This window comes from Streptomyces sp. NPDC045021 (genome assembly GCF_056432645.1).
This window is the reverse complement of the sequence record NZ_JBWKIQ010000014.1, coordinates 129,460-143,829: the sequence shown is the minus strand read 5'-3', so window position 1 is coordinate 143,829 and position 14,370 is coordinate 129,460. Positions and strand designations below refer to the sequence as shown.

The following is a 14,370-nucleotide window of genomic DNA, read 5'->3' as shown; positions in this document are numbered from 1 at the left end:
CCGTGGCGGGGCCCGACCAACAGCCTCCTACAGCACCGGTCGGGCCCCCTTTCTCCCTAAGGAGTGCTCTCAGCATGACCGAGGTCAGCACACAACCGGTAGCAACCCCGCAGACTGCCCCACCCCCCAATCCCCCCGACACGACCGCCGCTTCAACACCCGCCCCGACCGCACCCGCAGTCGCGCACACCGTGGGCGGTGTTCCGGCCGTGCCGTTGGCCGTGACCAGCGCGAACACCACAGTCGGCGTGTTCGCCGCCGCCGCGTTGGCGGGCGGGCCGCTCGGCGTGATGCTCGCTATGACCGGGGCGGTGGTTGTCGGCACGGTGGCAGCCACCCGCAACCACCGTCGGGACCGCGCCGCCCGCAGGCGCATCACCTCCCGGGCCGCAGCGACCGGCCGAGGCACTCGCACCGGCAGTGCTGGACGGGTGCCGGCGCAGGGCCGTTCTGGTGCGGCGGGCGCAGGCAAGGGCCGTGGCCGGTCCGGCACGTCCCGTGCGGGAACGTCCGGTCTGAGGTCCGGCGGGACCGCGGCGGCCAAGCACCGCAAGACCAACCGGGCCAACCGGGCCGCTACTACGGGGCACGGGTCTGGCCGGTCTGCCGGTACGGGGCGGGTAGCGCAGGTCAAGGCGCTGCGCACCGCGCAGAACAGCGGGTCGCCGACCCGTGCCAGTCAGCGCGCGCAGAGCACCGCCGCCCGCCGGGCGGTCGCCGACAACCGCCGGGGCGCGAAGGCAGACCACCGCGCCGCGAAATCGGCGGGCAGGGGCCGGGCGGCTCAGACCCTTGCCAAAGGCTTGGGACGCGCAGGCCAGGCACGGACCGCGCTCGCGGCCAAGACCCGCGCGGCCCGCGACCACAACGCCGGACAGACAGTTGTCGCCCAACGGTCCGCGGTCCGTAGCGCTCCAGCACGCCGGCGGGCGCGGCGCGCGATGGCCCGCTCCGCAGCCCGCATGCAAGGACGCCGGCTCCTGGCCGCAGCGCTGGCCGCGCCGCTGGGTGTGCTGGGGGCGTTGTCCACGCCGTTGGGTCGAAGGATCGGGTGGCGGTGGCTGCTCTACCCGGGCCGCCGGCTGTTCCGGCGCATCGTCGCCAACGCCCAGCGCGACAAGGCCGCCCGTGATGCGGAGATCCGTGCGCAGCAGGAGGCCGAGGAAGCCGCGGCTGAGGGCGCAGCGCAGCAGGACCCGAATGAGGTCGGCGATCAGGTGGAGCGCCCTGACCAGCACGTTCCGAGTACGCCGCAGCACATCGTCCCTGAGGGAGTGCACGTGTCTGGGTTCAACTTCGAACAGTTCGCCTCCGAGATGGAGTCCTCCGCCTCCTCCTACGAGCCGGACGGGTGCATGGAGATCTTGGCCATGGTCGATCAGCTCCCCGAGGCGCTGACCGCGGTGGCCAACACGCTGCGGATCCTCGCGGAGCGCTCCGACACCGAGTTCCCGCTGGAGAAGGAGGTCGCCGCCGGGTTCGGCGAGATCTTCCAGGCCCTGATGGCTGCGGCTGCCGCGGCCGAGGAACTGCCGCAGGTGTTCCGCACCGCGCACGAGCAGGACATCGCCCGCCACGAAGACCCCCGCAACGGGCCTGAGGCCGAGAAGGGCTGGAACGTATGAGCACCACCACGACCGGCAAGAGCATGACGAAGCAGCAGGGAACAGGGGGCATTCCGCTGGACTGGACAGCAGGCCACGGCCCCGTGAGCGGGGCCCTGTCCGCCACCACTGGGGCGTTTGCCGTCGCCACGACCGGCGCGGCCACCGGAATGCCGCCGGGGTGGGCGCTGGTGATCGGGGTGGCCGGGGCGGTAGGACACACGGTGGCGGGGGTGCGGTGGCGCAACGCCGGCCGCACCATCGCCGCCCGCTCCGCGTCCTGGCTCATCGCCGCCGGATGGACCACCTGGGCCATGACCACCGGCCCCCTGACCTGGGCCGCGATCGGCTCCCTCGCCACCATCGGTGTCGGCATGGGAGCCGCCACGCGGTCAACGAACCTGTACGAGGAAGCCCGCGAAGAGGAAGCGCTCGCGGTCGAAGCACGCCAGGTCGCCGCAGAACTCAGCGCCGAGCGGCGGGCGATCGCCGCGGAGTGGGTGGACCGCGTCAACCGGGTCTGCGGGATCATGCTCCGAGTTCTGGCGGTCGAGATGTGGCCCACCGGAACCGGGTTCACCATCGACGCGGAACTCCCGCCGGGCGGGACGACGTATGACCGGATCGCGGGTGAGTCGGCGCGGCTGAGTGCGGATGCGAACCTGCCGCACGGTTGCACCGCCACCGCGCTGCCCGGGGTGCATCAGGGGCGGGTGTTGATCGACGTGACCACCGCCAACGTGCTGGCCGCGGAACTGACCTACCCGACCGACTATGCCCCGTTGTCGATCTACACCGGCATCCCCTGGGGCTACCGGACGAACGCGGAGCAGATCAGCGCCTACCTGCGCGAACAGTGCGCGCTGGTGGTGGGGCCGACCGGGTCGGGCAAGACCAACATGGTCCACGTGATCCTGGCCGGGTTCGCCCGCGCCACCGACATCCTCACCTGGGTCATCGACCTCAACGCCGGATCCGCCGGCCTCCCCTGGGTCCGCCCCGCCCTGGACTCCCAGGGCCAGACCACCGACGGAATGCGCCCCGGGGTGGACTGGCTGGCCGGGACGTACAACGAGGCCTTGACCATGCTCGATGCCGCAGTGAAGATCGCGAAGCATCGCAAGATGGCGTACCAGGACCTGTTGTCGCAAGCGAACACAGACCTGCTGCCGATCAGCGCGAAGATCCCTCAGATCATGATCGTGATCGATGAAGGTGCGGAGATCCTGGCCAGCAGCGACAAGACCATGCGGGCCTTGGCGGAGAAGATGCTGGAGGTGATCCGCATCGCCCGCGCCATGGGTCTACGCACCGTCCTGACCGCGCTCGGCGCCACAGGATCCGTGCTGGGCAACCTCATGATCCGCCGGGAAGCGAAAGTGCGGGTGGCGTTGACGGGTGGGGAGACGGAGGGCATGGACCTGGGCAAACAGTTCCCGGGTAGCCGTGGCCTGCGGGTGGATCAGGCCCCCTACAAGGGGTCGGGGTTCATGGGCACCCCGGAATCACCGGTCGCGCTGTTCAAGAACTGGCGGATCCTGCCCAATCAGATCCGCGACATCGTCGCCGCCACCTCCGACCGCCACCCGATCCTGGACGACACCTCCGCCCGGGCCGCCGGCCCCGCCTACGCCCGGCGGTGGGATGTCACCCGAACTGCATGGATGCGCGACCACCTCACTGAAGGCGTCGACGCCGAAGCGCCGGTACGACCGGCCACGGCCGGGGGCGGGTTGAACCTGTCGGCGCTGCGCGGCACGGACAACGGTGAAGCGGACGCGTTGGCGGCGCAGTTCATGCGGGAGATCGACGCGCAGTTCGGCACCACCGCCGAACCGACCCCTGATCCGGGGACGGAGCAGCCGCCCGCCCGTCCGGGGCTGAACCTGTCCGCGCTCCAGCCGGCCGAGGACGCCGGCGCATCTGCGGGTGGGCCGGAGTGGTTGGCGGAAGCGATCGACGCGATCGAGTCCACCGGGCCCATGGGCATGAAGCCTTCGGCTGTCGCGGACTTGGTCCGCCGTAGCCGTCAGGCCGTCCGTGACGCGCTCAAAGCAGCCGCGGAGCGCGGTGAGTTGATCTACCGGGAGAACGGGCCGCGCTCGGTCTACGTCCATCCGGATCACGCCTGAGGCGGTCACTGGCGGCTACTGCCTACTGGGTAGTGGCTACTGCCCACCTTGCCAGTAGAAGCCCGTCTACTGCCCATTCTCGCCTCTCACGGGCTGTTTCTACTGGCTACTTGCCACTAGGCAGTAGCCAGTAGGCACTACCCACTACAGCTACTCACCGTGACCGCGGTGAGCATCGCGGGCCGGTCCCCGTCACGCCGGGGGACCGGCCCGCGGCACGTCTCCACCCGGCACCACAAAGCCTCAGGAGGCACCACCATGCGCCATCGTCCGCCGCCCCCGATACCCGGCATCGCCCCGCACATCCCCGCTGAGATCTACCGCCAGGCACAGCGCGAAGGGCGACCGATCGTCGTCGTCCACACCACCGTTCCCGCCCCCCGGTCGGCCCGCACCTACCTGATGCCGCTCGCGGTCGGGATGGCCGCAGCGCTCGGCGCCATGGGCACCATCGCCGCCGCCCTGGCCCTGTTCCAGTTCGCCGTCCACACCGCCGCACTGGTGGCCGGCGCGATCGGCCCCATCGGGATCGGAAGCGGCATCACGCTCCGACTCGCCCGCAAATGACGCTCGGGGCGACCGCCTCTCTCGCCAAAGATTCGCGGTCGCCCCGGCTCACCCGCTCTCATCACAGAACAGGAGACATCCAGCATGACCCAACCTACGAACATCCGGCGCCCCCGCGTTCTGGACGCGTTCTGCTGTATCGGCGGCGCGACGCGCGGCTACCAGCAGGCCGGCTTCCACGTCACCGGCATCGACCTGCGTCCCATGCCCGACTACTGCGGCGACGCCTTCATCCAGGGCGACGCCGTCGAGTACATCCGGGCCCACGGCGCGCAGTACGACTTCATCCACGCCTCCCCGCCCTGCCAGGGCGAGGGCGCCCCCACCAAGGGCAGCAACGCCGCCCGCAATGCGCTGCTGGGGCGCGAGCACCCCCGGCTGATCGCCCCGACCCGCACCGCGCTCGACGCCACCGGGCGGCCCTACGCGATGGAGAACGTCGCCGGCTCGGAGGTCCGCAAAGACCTGCGACTGTGCGGCGAACAGTTCGGGCTTGCCGTGCTCATGCACCGGTACTTCGAACTCGGCGGGTGGAGCACCCCCCGGCCGACCCACCCCGCCCACCGAGGACGCGTGCGCGGCTGGCGGCACGGCGCGTACTACGACGGCCCCTACATCGCCGCGTACGGCAAGGGCGGCGGCAAAGGCACCGTGCCGGAGATCCAGCAGGCGAAGGGGATCGACTGGTCCGCCGACCACTTCAACCTGCGCGAAGCCCTGCCCCCCGCGTACACGCGCTGGATCGCGGGCGCGTTCCTTGCGAGCACGGCGGAGGCGGCGGCATGAACGAGCTGCTGAACACCGCACGGGACCTCGCCGCAGCCGGCCTGCCCGTGCTTCCGCTACGGGCCGGAAAGGTGCCGTTCGGGAACTGCCAGACCTGCGCCGGCAACGCCTGCGGAGGACGGCCCAACATGAAGACGCCGGGCCCCTGCCGGTGCCCGGCGGTCTGCCACGCCTGGGCCGCCGCCACCACCGACACCGACGTCATCACCTCCGCCCCATGGGCCGCATGCTGGCGGCAGGCTCAGACGCTCGCCTACCACCCTGGTGGGGCGGGGCTGACGGTCGTGGACCTGGACAACGCTCGGGCCATCGCATGGGCCCGCGAAGCCCTGCCCGCCACCCGCGTCGTAGCCACCACCCGGGGCGAGCACTGGATCTACCAAGGGACCATGCCATCCGCGAACGCCGTACGGCCCGGCGTGGACATCAAATCGACCATGGCCTACGCCCGCTGGCTCGGCTGGGGCACCGGCACCCCGGCACCCCTGCCGGCGGCCGTTCTCGCGCTGGCCATGAAGGAACCCTGCGCCGCACGACCGGCGGTCACCGCCGTGCCTGCGCGGGCCAGCGACGGCGACTGCCCGCACCGCACGCCCGCCTACCTCGCCCGTGGCCTGGCCATGGCCGAGCAGCGCATCACCGAGGCCCGGGAGGCGGTGCACGCGACCGTGTACCGGACGTTCCTCGCGGTGCTGTCCGTGCACGGCCGGTGCGGCTGCCTCACCGACGCGCATACCGCCCGGCTGTTCACCGTCGCGCAGGTCAAGGGTGAATCGGCCCGGCATTGCACCGACGCGTGGAGCAACGCTCTTAACCGGTTGGGGATGTGACATGGCCGAGGACGAGAAGACTCCGGCCCGCGAGATCATCACCGATTACGCGCAGGCGCACTTTCGGTACTTCCGTACCGCCGAAGGGACCGTGTACGCGCAGCGCAACGGCCACCCCGTCGCCCGTCCCATGCGCTCGCAGGGCACGACCGGCAGCCACCGCCAGGAACTGATCGTCGGCATGTACCGGGACGGGGTCGGCGTGTTCAACGGCACCGCCCTCAAGGAGGCTTTGGACCTGATCGAGGCGCTCGCGCTGTACGAGGAGACGCACGCGGTGAACATCCGAGTGGCCCCGGGGTTCGATGGGGCGACGTGGCTGGACTTGGGCCGTGATGACGGGCAGTCCGTCCGTATCCACCCCAGCGGTTGGGACATCCTCACCCCCGATCCCCGGGAGGTGTGCTGGCGGCGGACCCAGCTCACCGGAGAACTGCCCCTGCCGACCAAAGACACCGGCGGCAAAGGCATCGACCTGCTCATGCGGCTGTGCAACTTCGCCACCGCAGAGACCGAATGCCTGGCCATCGCCTGGCTGATCGGCTGCCTCAGGCCGTCCGCGCCCGTCCCCGCCCCGTTCCTCACCGGCCCCCAGGGGGCCGGGAAGTCCACCGCCGGGCGAATGCTGCTGCGGATCATCGAGGGCATGTGCGGTGACCTGCGCCGGGCCCCGAAGGACGAAGGCGACCTGATCACAGCAGTAGCGGCCGGATGGATCACCGCCCTGGACAACCTCTCCCACATGACCCCGGACCTGTCCGACGCCATGTGCTGCATCGTGACCGGCGCCGAGAGCGTCAAGCGCGCCCTGTTCAGTGACGGGGACGTCTTCCGCCTCGGCTTCCGTCGCCCCCTGCTGCTGACCGGCATCGACGTTGGCGTCATCCGCCCCGACCTCGCCGAACGCCTCCTGCCACTGCGCCTGGTGCGGCCCCGCATCCGGCGCACCGAGGCAGAGCTGTGGGCGGAGTACGCGGAAGTGCTGCCGGTCATCCTCGGCTCGCTCCTGGACCTCACCGTCAAGGTCCGCGCCATGGACGTGGAGACCCCCACCGACCTGCGGATGGCGGACTTCGCGCACCTGTGCGCGCAACTCGACGCTGCAGCCGGCCTCGGAGCGCTCACCGCCTACCTGTCCAGCCTGGACGAGCTGAACGACGACGTGATCGAGGGCGACCTGCTCGCGCAGACCGTCCTCAAGCACGCCGAGACCCTCGACCCGGGCGCGGAGCAGCGGATGACGTCCACGCAGTGGCTGCACTGCCTCAGCCGCCTGCACAGCGGTGACGACTGCCGGCCCTTGCCCAAAGGGTGGCCGACCACCGGCAAAGTCCTCTCCGACCGCCTCAAGCGCCTCCAACCGACGCTCGCCGCACGCGGCGTCGTCATCGACACCGGCCGCACCAGCGAAGGCCGCTACCTCGAAATGACCCGCCCCGCCGCCCCGCCCCCACCCGAGCAGCAGCAGGCATTCTGACCCGCGATTCACGCGCTCACCCGGACAAGCAAGAAGAGCACCAGCCCCCCCCGGGGGGTGCTCCTCTTGCTGTTCGGCGGAACGCCGTTCAGAGGTCGCGCCGCGCAGCGGCTCCTTCCTCACGCTCGAAGGCGCACCGGACCACAACAGACAGCCCCTTCTTTTTTTCCTAAGAAGGAAGATCCTGCGTCATCTGCGTCATGCGGACCGAAACACGTGCCCTGACCTGCGGTGACAGCCATGACGCAGACGGAAGCGCCTGCGTCATCCTGCGTCATCTGCGTCATGCAATGACGCACCCATGACGCACACCCCAACCGCTACGTCACACAAAACCGCAGGTCAGAAGCGCGAATGACGCCGATGACGCAATGACGCAGAAATCCCCACCTCGGACAGGCGCAACGCCCCCGCCCCCGCTCCGCAAACGGCCCGAGGAGACACCGAACCATGGCAACGCCCACCAAGAGTGACCCGCGTACCGCCCTGCGCTCCGGGCTCCCGGACTGCTACCTCACCCCCGAAGACATCCAGCGAATCTTCAAGCTCCCGAGCATCGCGACTGTCTACGAATGGCGCCGCAAGCGCGTTGGGCCGCCCGGATTCCGGGTTGGCAAACACCTGCGCTACGACCCCGTCGCTGTCCACGCATGGGTCGCTGACCGCAAGGCGCGGGAGACCTCCTAACGCCTCTCCCCCACCGCAGATCGGCCGGTCAGCCAACAGGCTGTCCGGCCGATCTGCGCTCACGTCCGCTTCACCACCACGCCGAAAGGATCAGCTCACCATGGCTGGCCACATCCAAGACCGCTGGTACAAGACCGAGAAAGACGCAGTTGGGATTCCCCGCCGCGTCAAAAGCGACCGCTACGGCATCGGGCTCCGCTACCGGGCCCGGTACGTCGGTCCGGACGGCACCGAGAAGAGTCAGTCCTTCCCGGACAAGCAGAAGCGGCAGGCGGAGCAGTGGCTTGCGCGGATCGAGGCGGACATGTCGCGCGGGCGGTACATCGACCCAGCCGCCGGCAGAACTACCTTCCAGCAGTACGGAGAGAAGTGGATTGCGTCGCAGGCCACGGATATGACTACCCGCACCGTGGTGGAGGTCCAACTCCGCTTGCACGCCTTCCCGTACATCGGGTCCCGCCCGCTCGGATCCTTCCTGCCGGAGCACATCCGGGAGTGGCTGAGCAGACTGGAGAGCGCACTCCCCGTCGCGTCCTACCGTCGTGTCATCTTCAGCAGCGTCTCGGCTGTGCTCTCCGCGGCCGTGGACGACGGACACCTGCCGAAGAATCCGTGCCGCGCGAAATCCGTCCGGGCACCGCAATCGACCGCCCCGCGGGTAACTCCGTGGGCGGCCGATCGGCTGTTCGCTGTTCGCGCCGGATTGCCGGACCGCTTTCAGGCGATGACGGACCTTGGGGGCGGGTGCGGCCTGCGGCAAGGGGAGATCTTCGGGCTCCCGATCGATGAGATCGGGTTCCTCACGGGATGGCTGCACGTTGGCTACCAGGTGAAGCTGATCAACGGAAAGCTGGTGTTCGCGCCGCCGAAGCGTGGCAAGGAACGTGACGTACCCCTGCCCGAGCGTGTGGGGCGGGTGCTCAAGGCTCACGCGGAGCGCTTCCCGCCCGTCGCGGTCACGCTCCCCTGGCTCACGCCGGACGGCCCGCCCCTGACCAAGCGGCTCATGTTCTCCAGGACGGACGGGGGCGCGGTCAGGCGGAACGATTTCAACACCCGGATGTGGAAACCCGCCCTCGTCTCGGCAGGGGTGATCCCGGTGCCGGAGAAGGGCGAGACCCACGAAGCGGCCCGCGAGCACGGCATGCACGCTCTCAGGCACTTCTACGCGTCGGTCCTGCTGGACGCCGGCGAGAACGTGAAGGCGCTCAGCCACTACCTCGGCCACAGCGATCCGGGGTTCACGCTCCGGGTCTACACGCACCTGATGCCCAGCAGCGAGGGGCGGACGCGGAAGGCCGTCGACAGCGTCTACGAAGCCACCGGATCCGTGCCGGACGGCCCAGAGACGGCCCAGGAGCTGTGAGACCACTCCGGGCCAGCGGCAGAGTGCCGCTGGCCCGGATGTCGCTACAGCGAGGGGAACCCCTGCTGACCTGCGCTTACAGGTTCGGCAGGTTCTTCCGGAGCTCGAAGGCGGTGACCTCGGAGCGGTACTCCTCCCACTCCTGCTTCTTGTTGCGCAGGAAGAAGTCGAAGACGTGCTCGCCGAGGGTCTCCGCGACCAGTTCGCTGCGCTCCATCAGGGTGATGGCCTCGCCCAGGTTCTGCGGGAGGGGCTCGATGCCCAGGGCGCGGCGTTCGGCGTCGGAGAGGGCCCAGACGTCGTCGTCGGCGCCGGGCGGGAGCTCGTAACCCTCCTGGATGCCCTTCAGGCCGGCGGCGAGCAGCACCGCGTAGGCGAGGTAGGGGTTGGCGCCGGAGTCGATGGAGCGGACCTCGACGCGGGTGGAGCCGGTCTTGCCGGGCTTGTACATCGGGACGCGGATGAGCGCGGACCGGTTGTTGTGGCCCCAGCAGATGTACGAGGGGGCCTCGCCGCCGGCGCCCGCGGTGCGCTGCGAGCCGCCCCAGATGCGCTTGTAGGAGTTCACCCACTGGTTGGTGACGGCGGAGATCTCGCCGGCGTGCTTGAGCAGGCCCGCGATGAAGGAGCGGCCGACCTTGGAGAGCTGGAACTCCGAGCCCGACTCGTAGAACGCGTTGCGGTCGCCCTCGAAGAGCGAGAGGTGGGTGTGCATGCCCGAGCCGGGGAAGTCGGAGAACGGCTTGGGCATGAAGGTCGCGTGCACGCCCTGCTCCAGCGCGACCTGCTTCATCACCAGCCGGAACGTCATGACGTTGTCGGCGGTGGACAGCGCGTCGGCGTACCGGAGGTCGATCTCCTGCTGGCCGGGGGCGCCCTCGTGGTGGGAGAACTCCACCGAGATGCCCATCGACTCCAGCATGGTGATCGCCTGGCGGCGGAAGTCCATGCCGACGTTCTGCGGAGTGTGGTCGAAGTAGCCGGAGTTGTCGGCGGGGGTGGGGATGCTGCCGTCGAGCGGCTTGTCCTTGAGCAGGAAGAACTCGATCTCGGGGTGGGTGTAGAAGGTGAACCCGAGGTCGGAGGTCTTGGCCAGCGCGCGCTTGAGGACGTAGCGCGGGTCGGCGTACGAGGGCGAGCCGTCCGGCATGAGGATGTCGCAGAACATCCGGGCGGTCCCGGGGCCCTCGGCGCGCCACGGCAGGATCTGGAACGTGCTGGGGTCGGGCTTGGCGATCATGTCCGACTCGTAGACCCGGGCGAAGCCCTCGATCGCCGAGCCGTCGAAGCCGATGCCCTCGTCGAAGGCCTGCTCCAGTTCGGCGGGGGCGACGGCGACCGACTTCAGGTAGCCGAGCACGTCGGTGAACCACAGCCGCACGAAGCGGATGTCGCGCTCTTCAAGTGTACGGAGCACGAACTCCTGCTGCTTATCCATTTCCACCCATCCTCGCTGATCAGGCTGCCTGCTCCCGCGCCGCGGGGCACTTCGGGCACATGAGCATCCCACCACACGGTTTCTGGCGCGTTTCGGACCTCGTCCGAACACACGAGCCGGTGTGGGCGTACTGCTGTGCCCATACTGCCTGCTGTTTTGCGCCCTGCGTAACGGGGGACGGTGATCCGGCGGACACCCGGCGGGACCAACGTCCTGTTGTCGGTGCGCTTGTGTAGGGTCCTGTCAGGTTCCCATACCGGAGAGGGGTATGCGATGACGCGCCGGCTGCTGCTGTTCGCCGCCCTCCTCCTCGGGATTTTTGCCATGCACACGGTGGGCCATCCGGCGGGTGGCACGAGCCCGCTGACGATCTGCCTCGCCGCGCTCGGTACCGCCGCCACAGCGATACCCCTCTCCCGCCTGCCGGTGCTGCGCATATAGGACGCCGCCCTGGCCACCCCGGGCGCCTGTGCCCCGGGGACGGTCGCGCGTTCCGTCCTGCCCATCCATCGACACCCATGAGGGGTATTCAGCTATGCGTACCTACCACCGCCGCGCCGTGCTCGGCGCGGGAATCGCCGTCGTCGGGGGCGGTCTGCTCGCCGGCTGTTCCGGCGGCATGGAAGCGTCAGGACATCCCGGGCGCGGCAACTCCGAGGTCGCGGGCGACGGTTACCTCGCGCCCGACGGGCCGGAGGTCGCCGCCGCGGAGAAGGCCCGAGCGGGCGGCGGACCGGTCAGTGACGTCCGGCTGACCGCCGTCGAAGGTGTCGTCGACCTCGGCGGGCCCACGGTCAGGACCTGGACGTACGGCGGCGAACTGCCGGGCAGGGCGATCCGGGTGACGGCGGGCGGCACCCTGTCCGCGACGCTCGCCAACCATCTGCCGCAGGCCACGTCGGCGCACTGGCACGGGCTCGCCCTGCGCAACGACATGGACGGGGTGCCGGGGCTGACCCAGGCACCCATCAAGGCCGGCGCACAGTTCGCGTACCGCTTCGCGGTCGCGCGGCCGGGCACGTACTGGTTGCACCCGCACTCCGGCACGCAGCTGGACCGGGGGCTGTACGCGCCGCTCGTCGTCGAGGACCCGAAGGAGCCGCTGAAGTACGACAAGGAATGGATCGTCGTCCTGGACGACTGGGTGGACGGCGTCGACGGCAGCACCCCGGAGGCGGTCCTCGCCGAGCTCACCAAGGGCGCGAGTACGAATGCCGGCGGCAGCGGCCGGAGCCGGACGGACCATTCCGGCACGGGTGGCGCGGGTGGCATGGCCGGCATGGACGATCCGGCGAGCCCGGACCCGGCCGCCCCGGCCGGGCCGACCCGCATGCTGGTGGGCGCCTCCAGCGACCTGCTCGACGGCGACCCGGGCGATGTGAAGTACCCGTACTACCTCGTCAACGGGCGCGTCCCGCAGGCCCCGCGCGGCTTCACCGCCAAGCGCGGCGACCGGATCCGGATCCGTTTCATCAACGCGGGCGGCGACACCGCCTTCCGTGTCGCGCTCGGCGGGCACCGGATGACCGTCACGCACACCGACGGTTACCCCGTCGTGCACGCGGAGACCGACGCGCTGCTGATCGGTATGGGCGAGCGGTACGACGTGCTGGTCACGGCAGGTGACGGCGTCTTCCCGCTGGTCGCCCTCGCTGAGGGGAAGGGCGCGGCGGCGCTGGACGTGCTGCGCACCGGCAGCGGGGCGGCGCCGACCGCCGCCGCCCGCCCGCAGGAGCTGTCCGGCGAACTCCTCCAGGCCGGCGATCTGCGGGCCGATCCGTCGGTGGCCCTGAAGGACCCCGGCCAGACGCCGGACCGCACGGTCCAGGTACGGCTGACGGGCAGCATGCCGGCCTACAACTGGGCCTTCGACGGCGCTGCGTACGATCCGGCGGTCCGCCATGACGTGCGGCAGGGCGAACGGGTCCGGCTGTCGTTCGCGAACAACACCCGGATGTGGCATCCGGTCCATCTGCACGGGCACACCTTTTCGCTGCCGGGCGGCGGCGCCCGCAAGGACACCGCTATCGTGCTGCCCGGCCAGAAACTCACCGTCGACCTCGACGCGGACAATCCCGGGCTGTGGATGATGCACTGCCACAACGTCTACCACGCCGAGGTGGGCATGATGACGGTCCTCGGCTACCGGCAGTAACGGATCACCGGTGGCCGGGGTGATCCCCGGACACCGGGCCTTGCAGGATTGGCGCAAATTTCCCGCAAGAAACTTGCGTAACCTGTACTAGAATTGACGGCATGACACGACGACTTGCCACGGTGGCAAAGAAGGTCGGGGTGAGCGAGGCGACCGTCAGCCGAGTGCTGAACGGGAAGCCCGGAGTCTCCGATGCGACCAGAGCCGCAGTGCTGACCGCACTCGATGTGCTCGGTTACGAACGACCGACCCAGCTGCGCGGGGAGCGTGCCCGGCTTGTCGGGCTCGTGCTCCCGGAGCTTTCCAATCCAATATTCCCGGCCTTCGCCGAGGTGGTGGGCGGAGCCCTGGCGCAGCAGGGCTTCACGCCCGTGCTCTGCACCCAGACGGTCGGCGGGGTGTCCGAGGCCGACTACGTGGAGCTGCTGCTGCAGCAGCACGTCTCCGGGGCGATCTTCTTCGGCGGCCTGTACGCCCAGGCCGAGTCGTCGCACGAGCACTACGCCCGGCTCGCCGAGCGCAATCTGCCCACTGTGCTGATGAATGCCGCCATCGACGATCTCGACTTCCCGAGGGTGTCCTGCGACGACGCCGTCGCGGTGGAACAGGGGATGACCCATCTCGCATCGCTCGGCCATGACCGGATCGGCCTGATCCTGGGCCCGCCCGACCATGTGCCGTCGCGGCGCAAGCTCGCCGCGGCCCGCCGCTGGCTTTCGCAGCGCGGCGCCGAACTCCCCGACACCGCCGTGGAACACGCGCTGTTCACGCTGGAGGGCGGGCAGGCCGCGGCCAGCCGGCTGATCCAGCGCGGCGTCACCGCCGTCATCTGCGCCAGCGACCCGATCGCGCTGGGCGCCATCCGGTCCGCCCGGCGCCGCGGGCTGTCGGTGCCGCAGGACTTCTCGGTCATCGGCTACGACGACTCGATGTTCATGAATTGCATCGATCCGCCGCTCACCACCGTGCGCCAGCCCATCGAGGCAATGGGCCGGGCCGCCGTCGACCTGCTCAGCGGCCAGATCAGCGGCACCCCCGTCGACCACGACGAGTTGCTCTTCGAACCCGAGCTCGTCGTACGCGGCTCCACGGGCCCCGCGCCGCGGGCCGCCGCCCCCCAGCAGCCGGAGGTGGAAGCGACCGCCCGCTGAGGCCCGTCCGGGCTCCGGCAGTCGTTGGCAACCCTCCCCGACACCACTGGCTGGGAAACGGCTTCGTAATCAAGTCGTGTCTTTGCGAGCTTCGCGCGAAATCTTGCGGACATCTATCGGGTTCAGTACCTTGAGGCCACCCGAGACGGCGGCGCACACCCCGCGCCACGCAACCGC

The 14,370-nt window shown here is 69.9% G+C and carries 12 protein-coding genes; 11 read left to right on the top strand and 1 reads right to left on the bottom strand.

The features are described 5' to 3' along the window. Window positions 1-74 precede the first annotated feature (74 nt). The 8 genes from AC07DC_RS33855 to AC07DC_RS33820 all read left to right on the top strand — a co-directional run bounded on the left by AC07DC_RS33855 (window position 75) and on the right by AC07DC_RS33820 (window position 9,449). Complete coding sequence (locus AC07DC_RS33855; RefSeq protein WP_478918322.1) at window positions 75-1,625, top strand: hypothetical protein; 1,551 nt, start codon at window positions 75-77, stop codon at window positions 1,623-1,625. Continuing rightward, the gene (locus tag AC07DC_RS33850; protein ID WP_478918321.1) at window positions 1,622-3,736 is read left to right on the top strand and encodes a hypothetical protein; all 2,115 of its coding nucleotides are present in this window, start codon (window positions 1,622-1,624) and stop codon (window positions 3,734-3,736) included. Before AC07DC_RS33855 ends, AC07DC_RS33850 begins: the two co-directional genes overlap by 4 nt. Before the next feature lie 258 nt (window positions 3,737-3,994). Continuing rightward, window positions 3,995-4,303 (top strand): hypothetical protein, encoded by a 309-nt coding sequence (locus AC07DC_RS33845; protein WP_478918320.1) that lies wholly within the window; start codon window positions 3,995-3,997, stop codon window positions 4,301-4,303. Between the two features lie 84 nt (window positions 4,304-4,387). Next, a complete protein-coding gene (locus AC07DC_RS33840) occupies window positions 4,388-5,089 on the top strand; it encodes a DNA cytosine methyltransferase (RefSeq protein WP_478918319.1) in 702 nt (233 codons plus the stop codon). Next, entirely contained in the window at window positions 5,086-5,919 is an 834-nt protein-coding gene (locus AC07DC_RS33835) for a bifunctional DNA primase/polymerase (protein WP_478918318.1), read from the top strand. The genes AC07DC_RS33840 and AC07DC_RS33835 overlap by 4 nt, the downstream gene beginning before the upstream one ends. 1 nt (window position 5,920) lies before the next feature. After that, window positions 5,921-7,396: an ATP-binding protein gene (locus AC07DC_RS33830; RefSeq protein WP_478918317.1), complete on the top strand. Its 1,476-nt coding sequence runs from the start codon at window positions 5,921-5,923 to the stop codon at window positions 7,394-7,396. Window positions 7,397-7,846: 450 nt separating this feature from the next. Beyond that, on the top strand, window positions 7,847-8,083 hold the full coding sequence (locus AC07DC_RS33825; RefSeq protein WP_478918316.1) for a helix-turn-helix domain-containing protein: 237 nt from the start codon (window positions 7,847-7,849) through the stop codon (window positions 8,081-8,083). Between the two features lie 100 nt (window positions 8,084-8,183). Next, window positions 8,184-9,449, top strand: coding sequence for a site-specific integrase (locus tag AC07DC_RS33820; RefSeq protein ID WP_478918315.1), 1,266 nt, complete (start codon window positions 8,184-8,186; stop codon window positions 9,447-9,449). 76 nt (window positions 9,450-9,525) lie between these two features. On the opposite strand, the gene AC07DC_RS33815 is transcribed toward AC07DC_RS33820, so the two are convergent. Then, window positions 9,526-10,887, bottom strand: coding sequence for a glutamine synthetase family protein (locus AC07DC_RS33815; RefSeq protein ID WP_138353765.1), 1,362 nt, complete (start codon window positions 10,885-10,887; stop codon window positions 9,526-9,528). A gap of 273 nt (window positions 10,888-11,160) precedes the next feature. Between AC07DC_RS33815 and AC07DC_RS33810 the strand changes: the two genes are divergently transcribed. The 3 genes from AC07DC_RS33810 to AC07DC_RS33800 all read left to right on the top strand — a co-directional run bounded on the left by AC07DC_RS33810 (window position 11,161) and on the right by AC07DC_RS33800 (window position 14,193). Continuing rightward, window positions 11,161-11,328: a hypothetical protein gene (locus tag AC07DC_RS33810; RefSeq protein WP_478918314.1), complete on the top strand. Its 168-nt coding sequence runs from the start codon at window positions 11,161-11,163 to the stop codon at window positions 11,326-11,328. A gap of 94 nt (window positions 11,329-11,422) precedes the next feature. Next, a complete protein-coding gene (locus AC07DC_RS33805; protein ID WP_478918313.1) occupies window positions 11,423-13,042 on the top strand; it encodes a multicopper oxidase family protein in 1,620 nt (539 codons plus the stop codon). A gap of 101 nt (window positions 13,043-13,143) precedes the next feature. Continuing rightward, window positions 13,144-14,193, top strand: coding sequence for a LacI family DNA-binding transcriptional regulator (locus AC07DC_RS33800; RefSeq protein ID WP_478918312.1), 1,050 nt, complete (start codon window positions 13,144-13,146; stop codon window positions 14,191-14,193). Window positions 14,194-14,370: the final 177 nt, after the last annotated feature.

Excerpts from the sequence above, each read along its gene's own strand:
- AC07DC_RS33850 (WP_478918321.1), top strand. The coding sequence starts at position 1,622 with ATGAGCACCACCACGACCGGCAAGAGCATGACGAAGCAGCAGGGAACA.
- AC07DC_RS33820 (WP_478918315.1), top strand. The coding sequence starts at position 8,184 with ATGGCTGGCCACATCCAAGACCGCTGGTACAAGACCGAGAAAGACGCA.
- AC07DC_RS33835 (WP_478918318.1), top strand. The coding sequence starts at position 5,086 with ATGAACGAGCTGCTGAACACCGCACGGGACCTCGCCGCAGCCGGCCTG.
- AC07DC_RS33800 (WP_478918312.1), top strand. The coding sequence starts at position 13,144 with ATGACACGACGACTTGCCACGGTGGCAAAGAAGGTCGGGGTGAGCGAG.
- AC07DC_RS33825 (WP_478918316.1), top strand. The coding sequence starts at position 7,847 with ATGGCAACGCCCACCAAGAGTGACCCGCGTACCGCCCTGCGCTCCGGG.
- AC07DC_RS33805 (WP_478918313.1), top strand. The coding sequence starts at position 11,423 with ATGCGTACCTACCACCGCCGCGCCGTGCTCGGCGCGGGAATCGCCGTC.
- AC07DC_RS33855 (WP_478918322.1), top strand. The coding sequence starts at position 75 with ATGACCGAGGTCAGCACACAACCGGTAGCAACCCCGCAGACTGCCCCA.
- AC07DC_RS33815 (WP_138353765.1), bottom strand. The coding sequence starts at position 10,887 with ATGGATAAGCAGCAGGAGTTCGTGCTCCGTACACTTGAAGAGCGCGAC.
- AC07DC_RS33830 (WP_478918317.1), top strand. The coding sequence starts at position 5,921 with ATGGCCGAGGACGAGAAGACTCCGGCCCGCGAGATCATCACCGATTAC.
- AC07DC_RS33810 (WP_478918314.1), top strand. The coding sequence starts at position 11,161 with ATGACGCGCCGGCTGCTGCTGTTCGCCGCCCTCCTCCTCGGGATTTTT.
- AC07DC_RS33845 (WP_478918320.1), top strand. The coding sequence starts at position 3,995 with ATGCGCCATCGTCCGCCGCCCCCGATACCCGGCATCGCCCCGCACATC.
- AC07DC_RS33840 (WP_478918319.1), top strand. The coding sequence starts at position 4,388 with ATGACCCAACCTACGAACATCCGGCGCCCCCGCGTTCTGGACGCGTTC.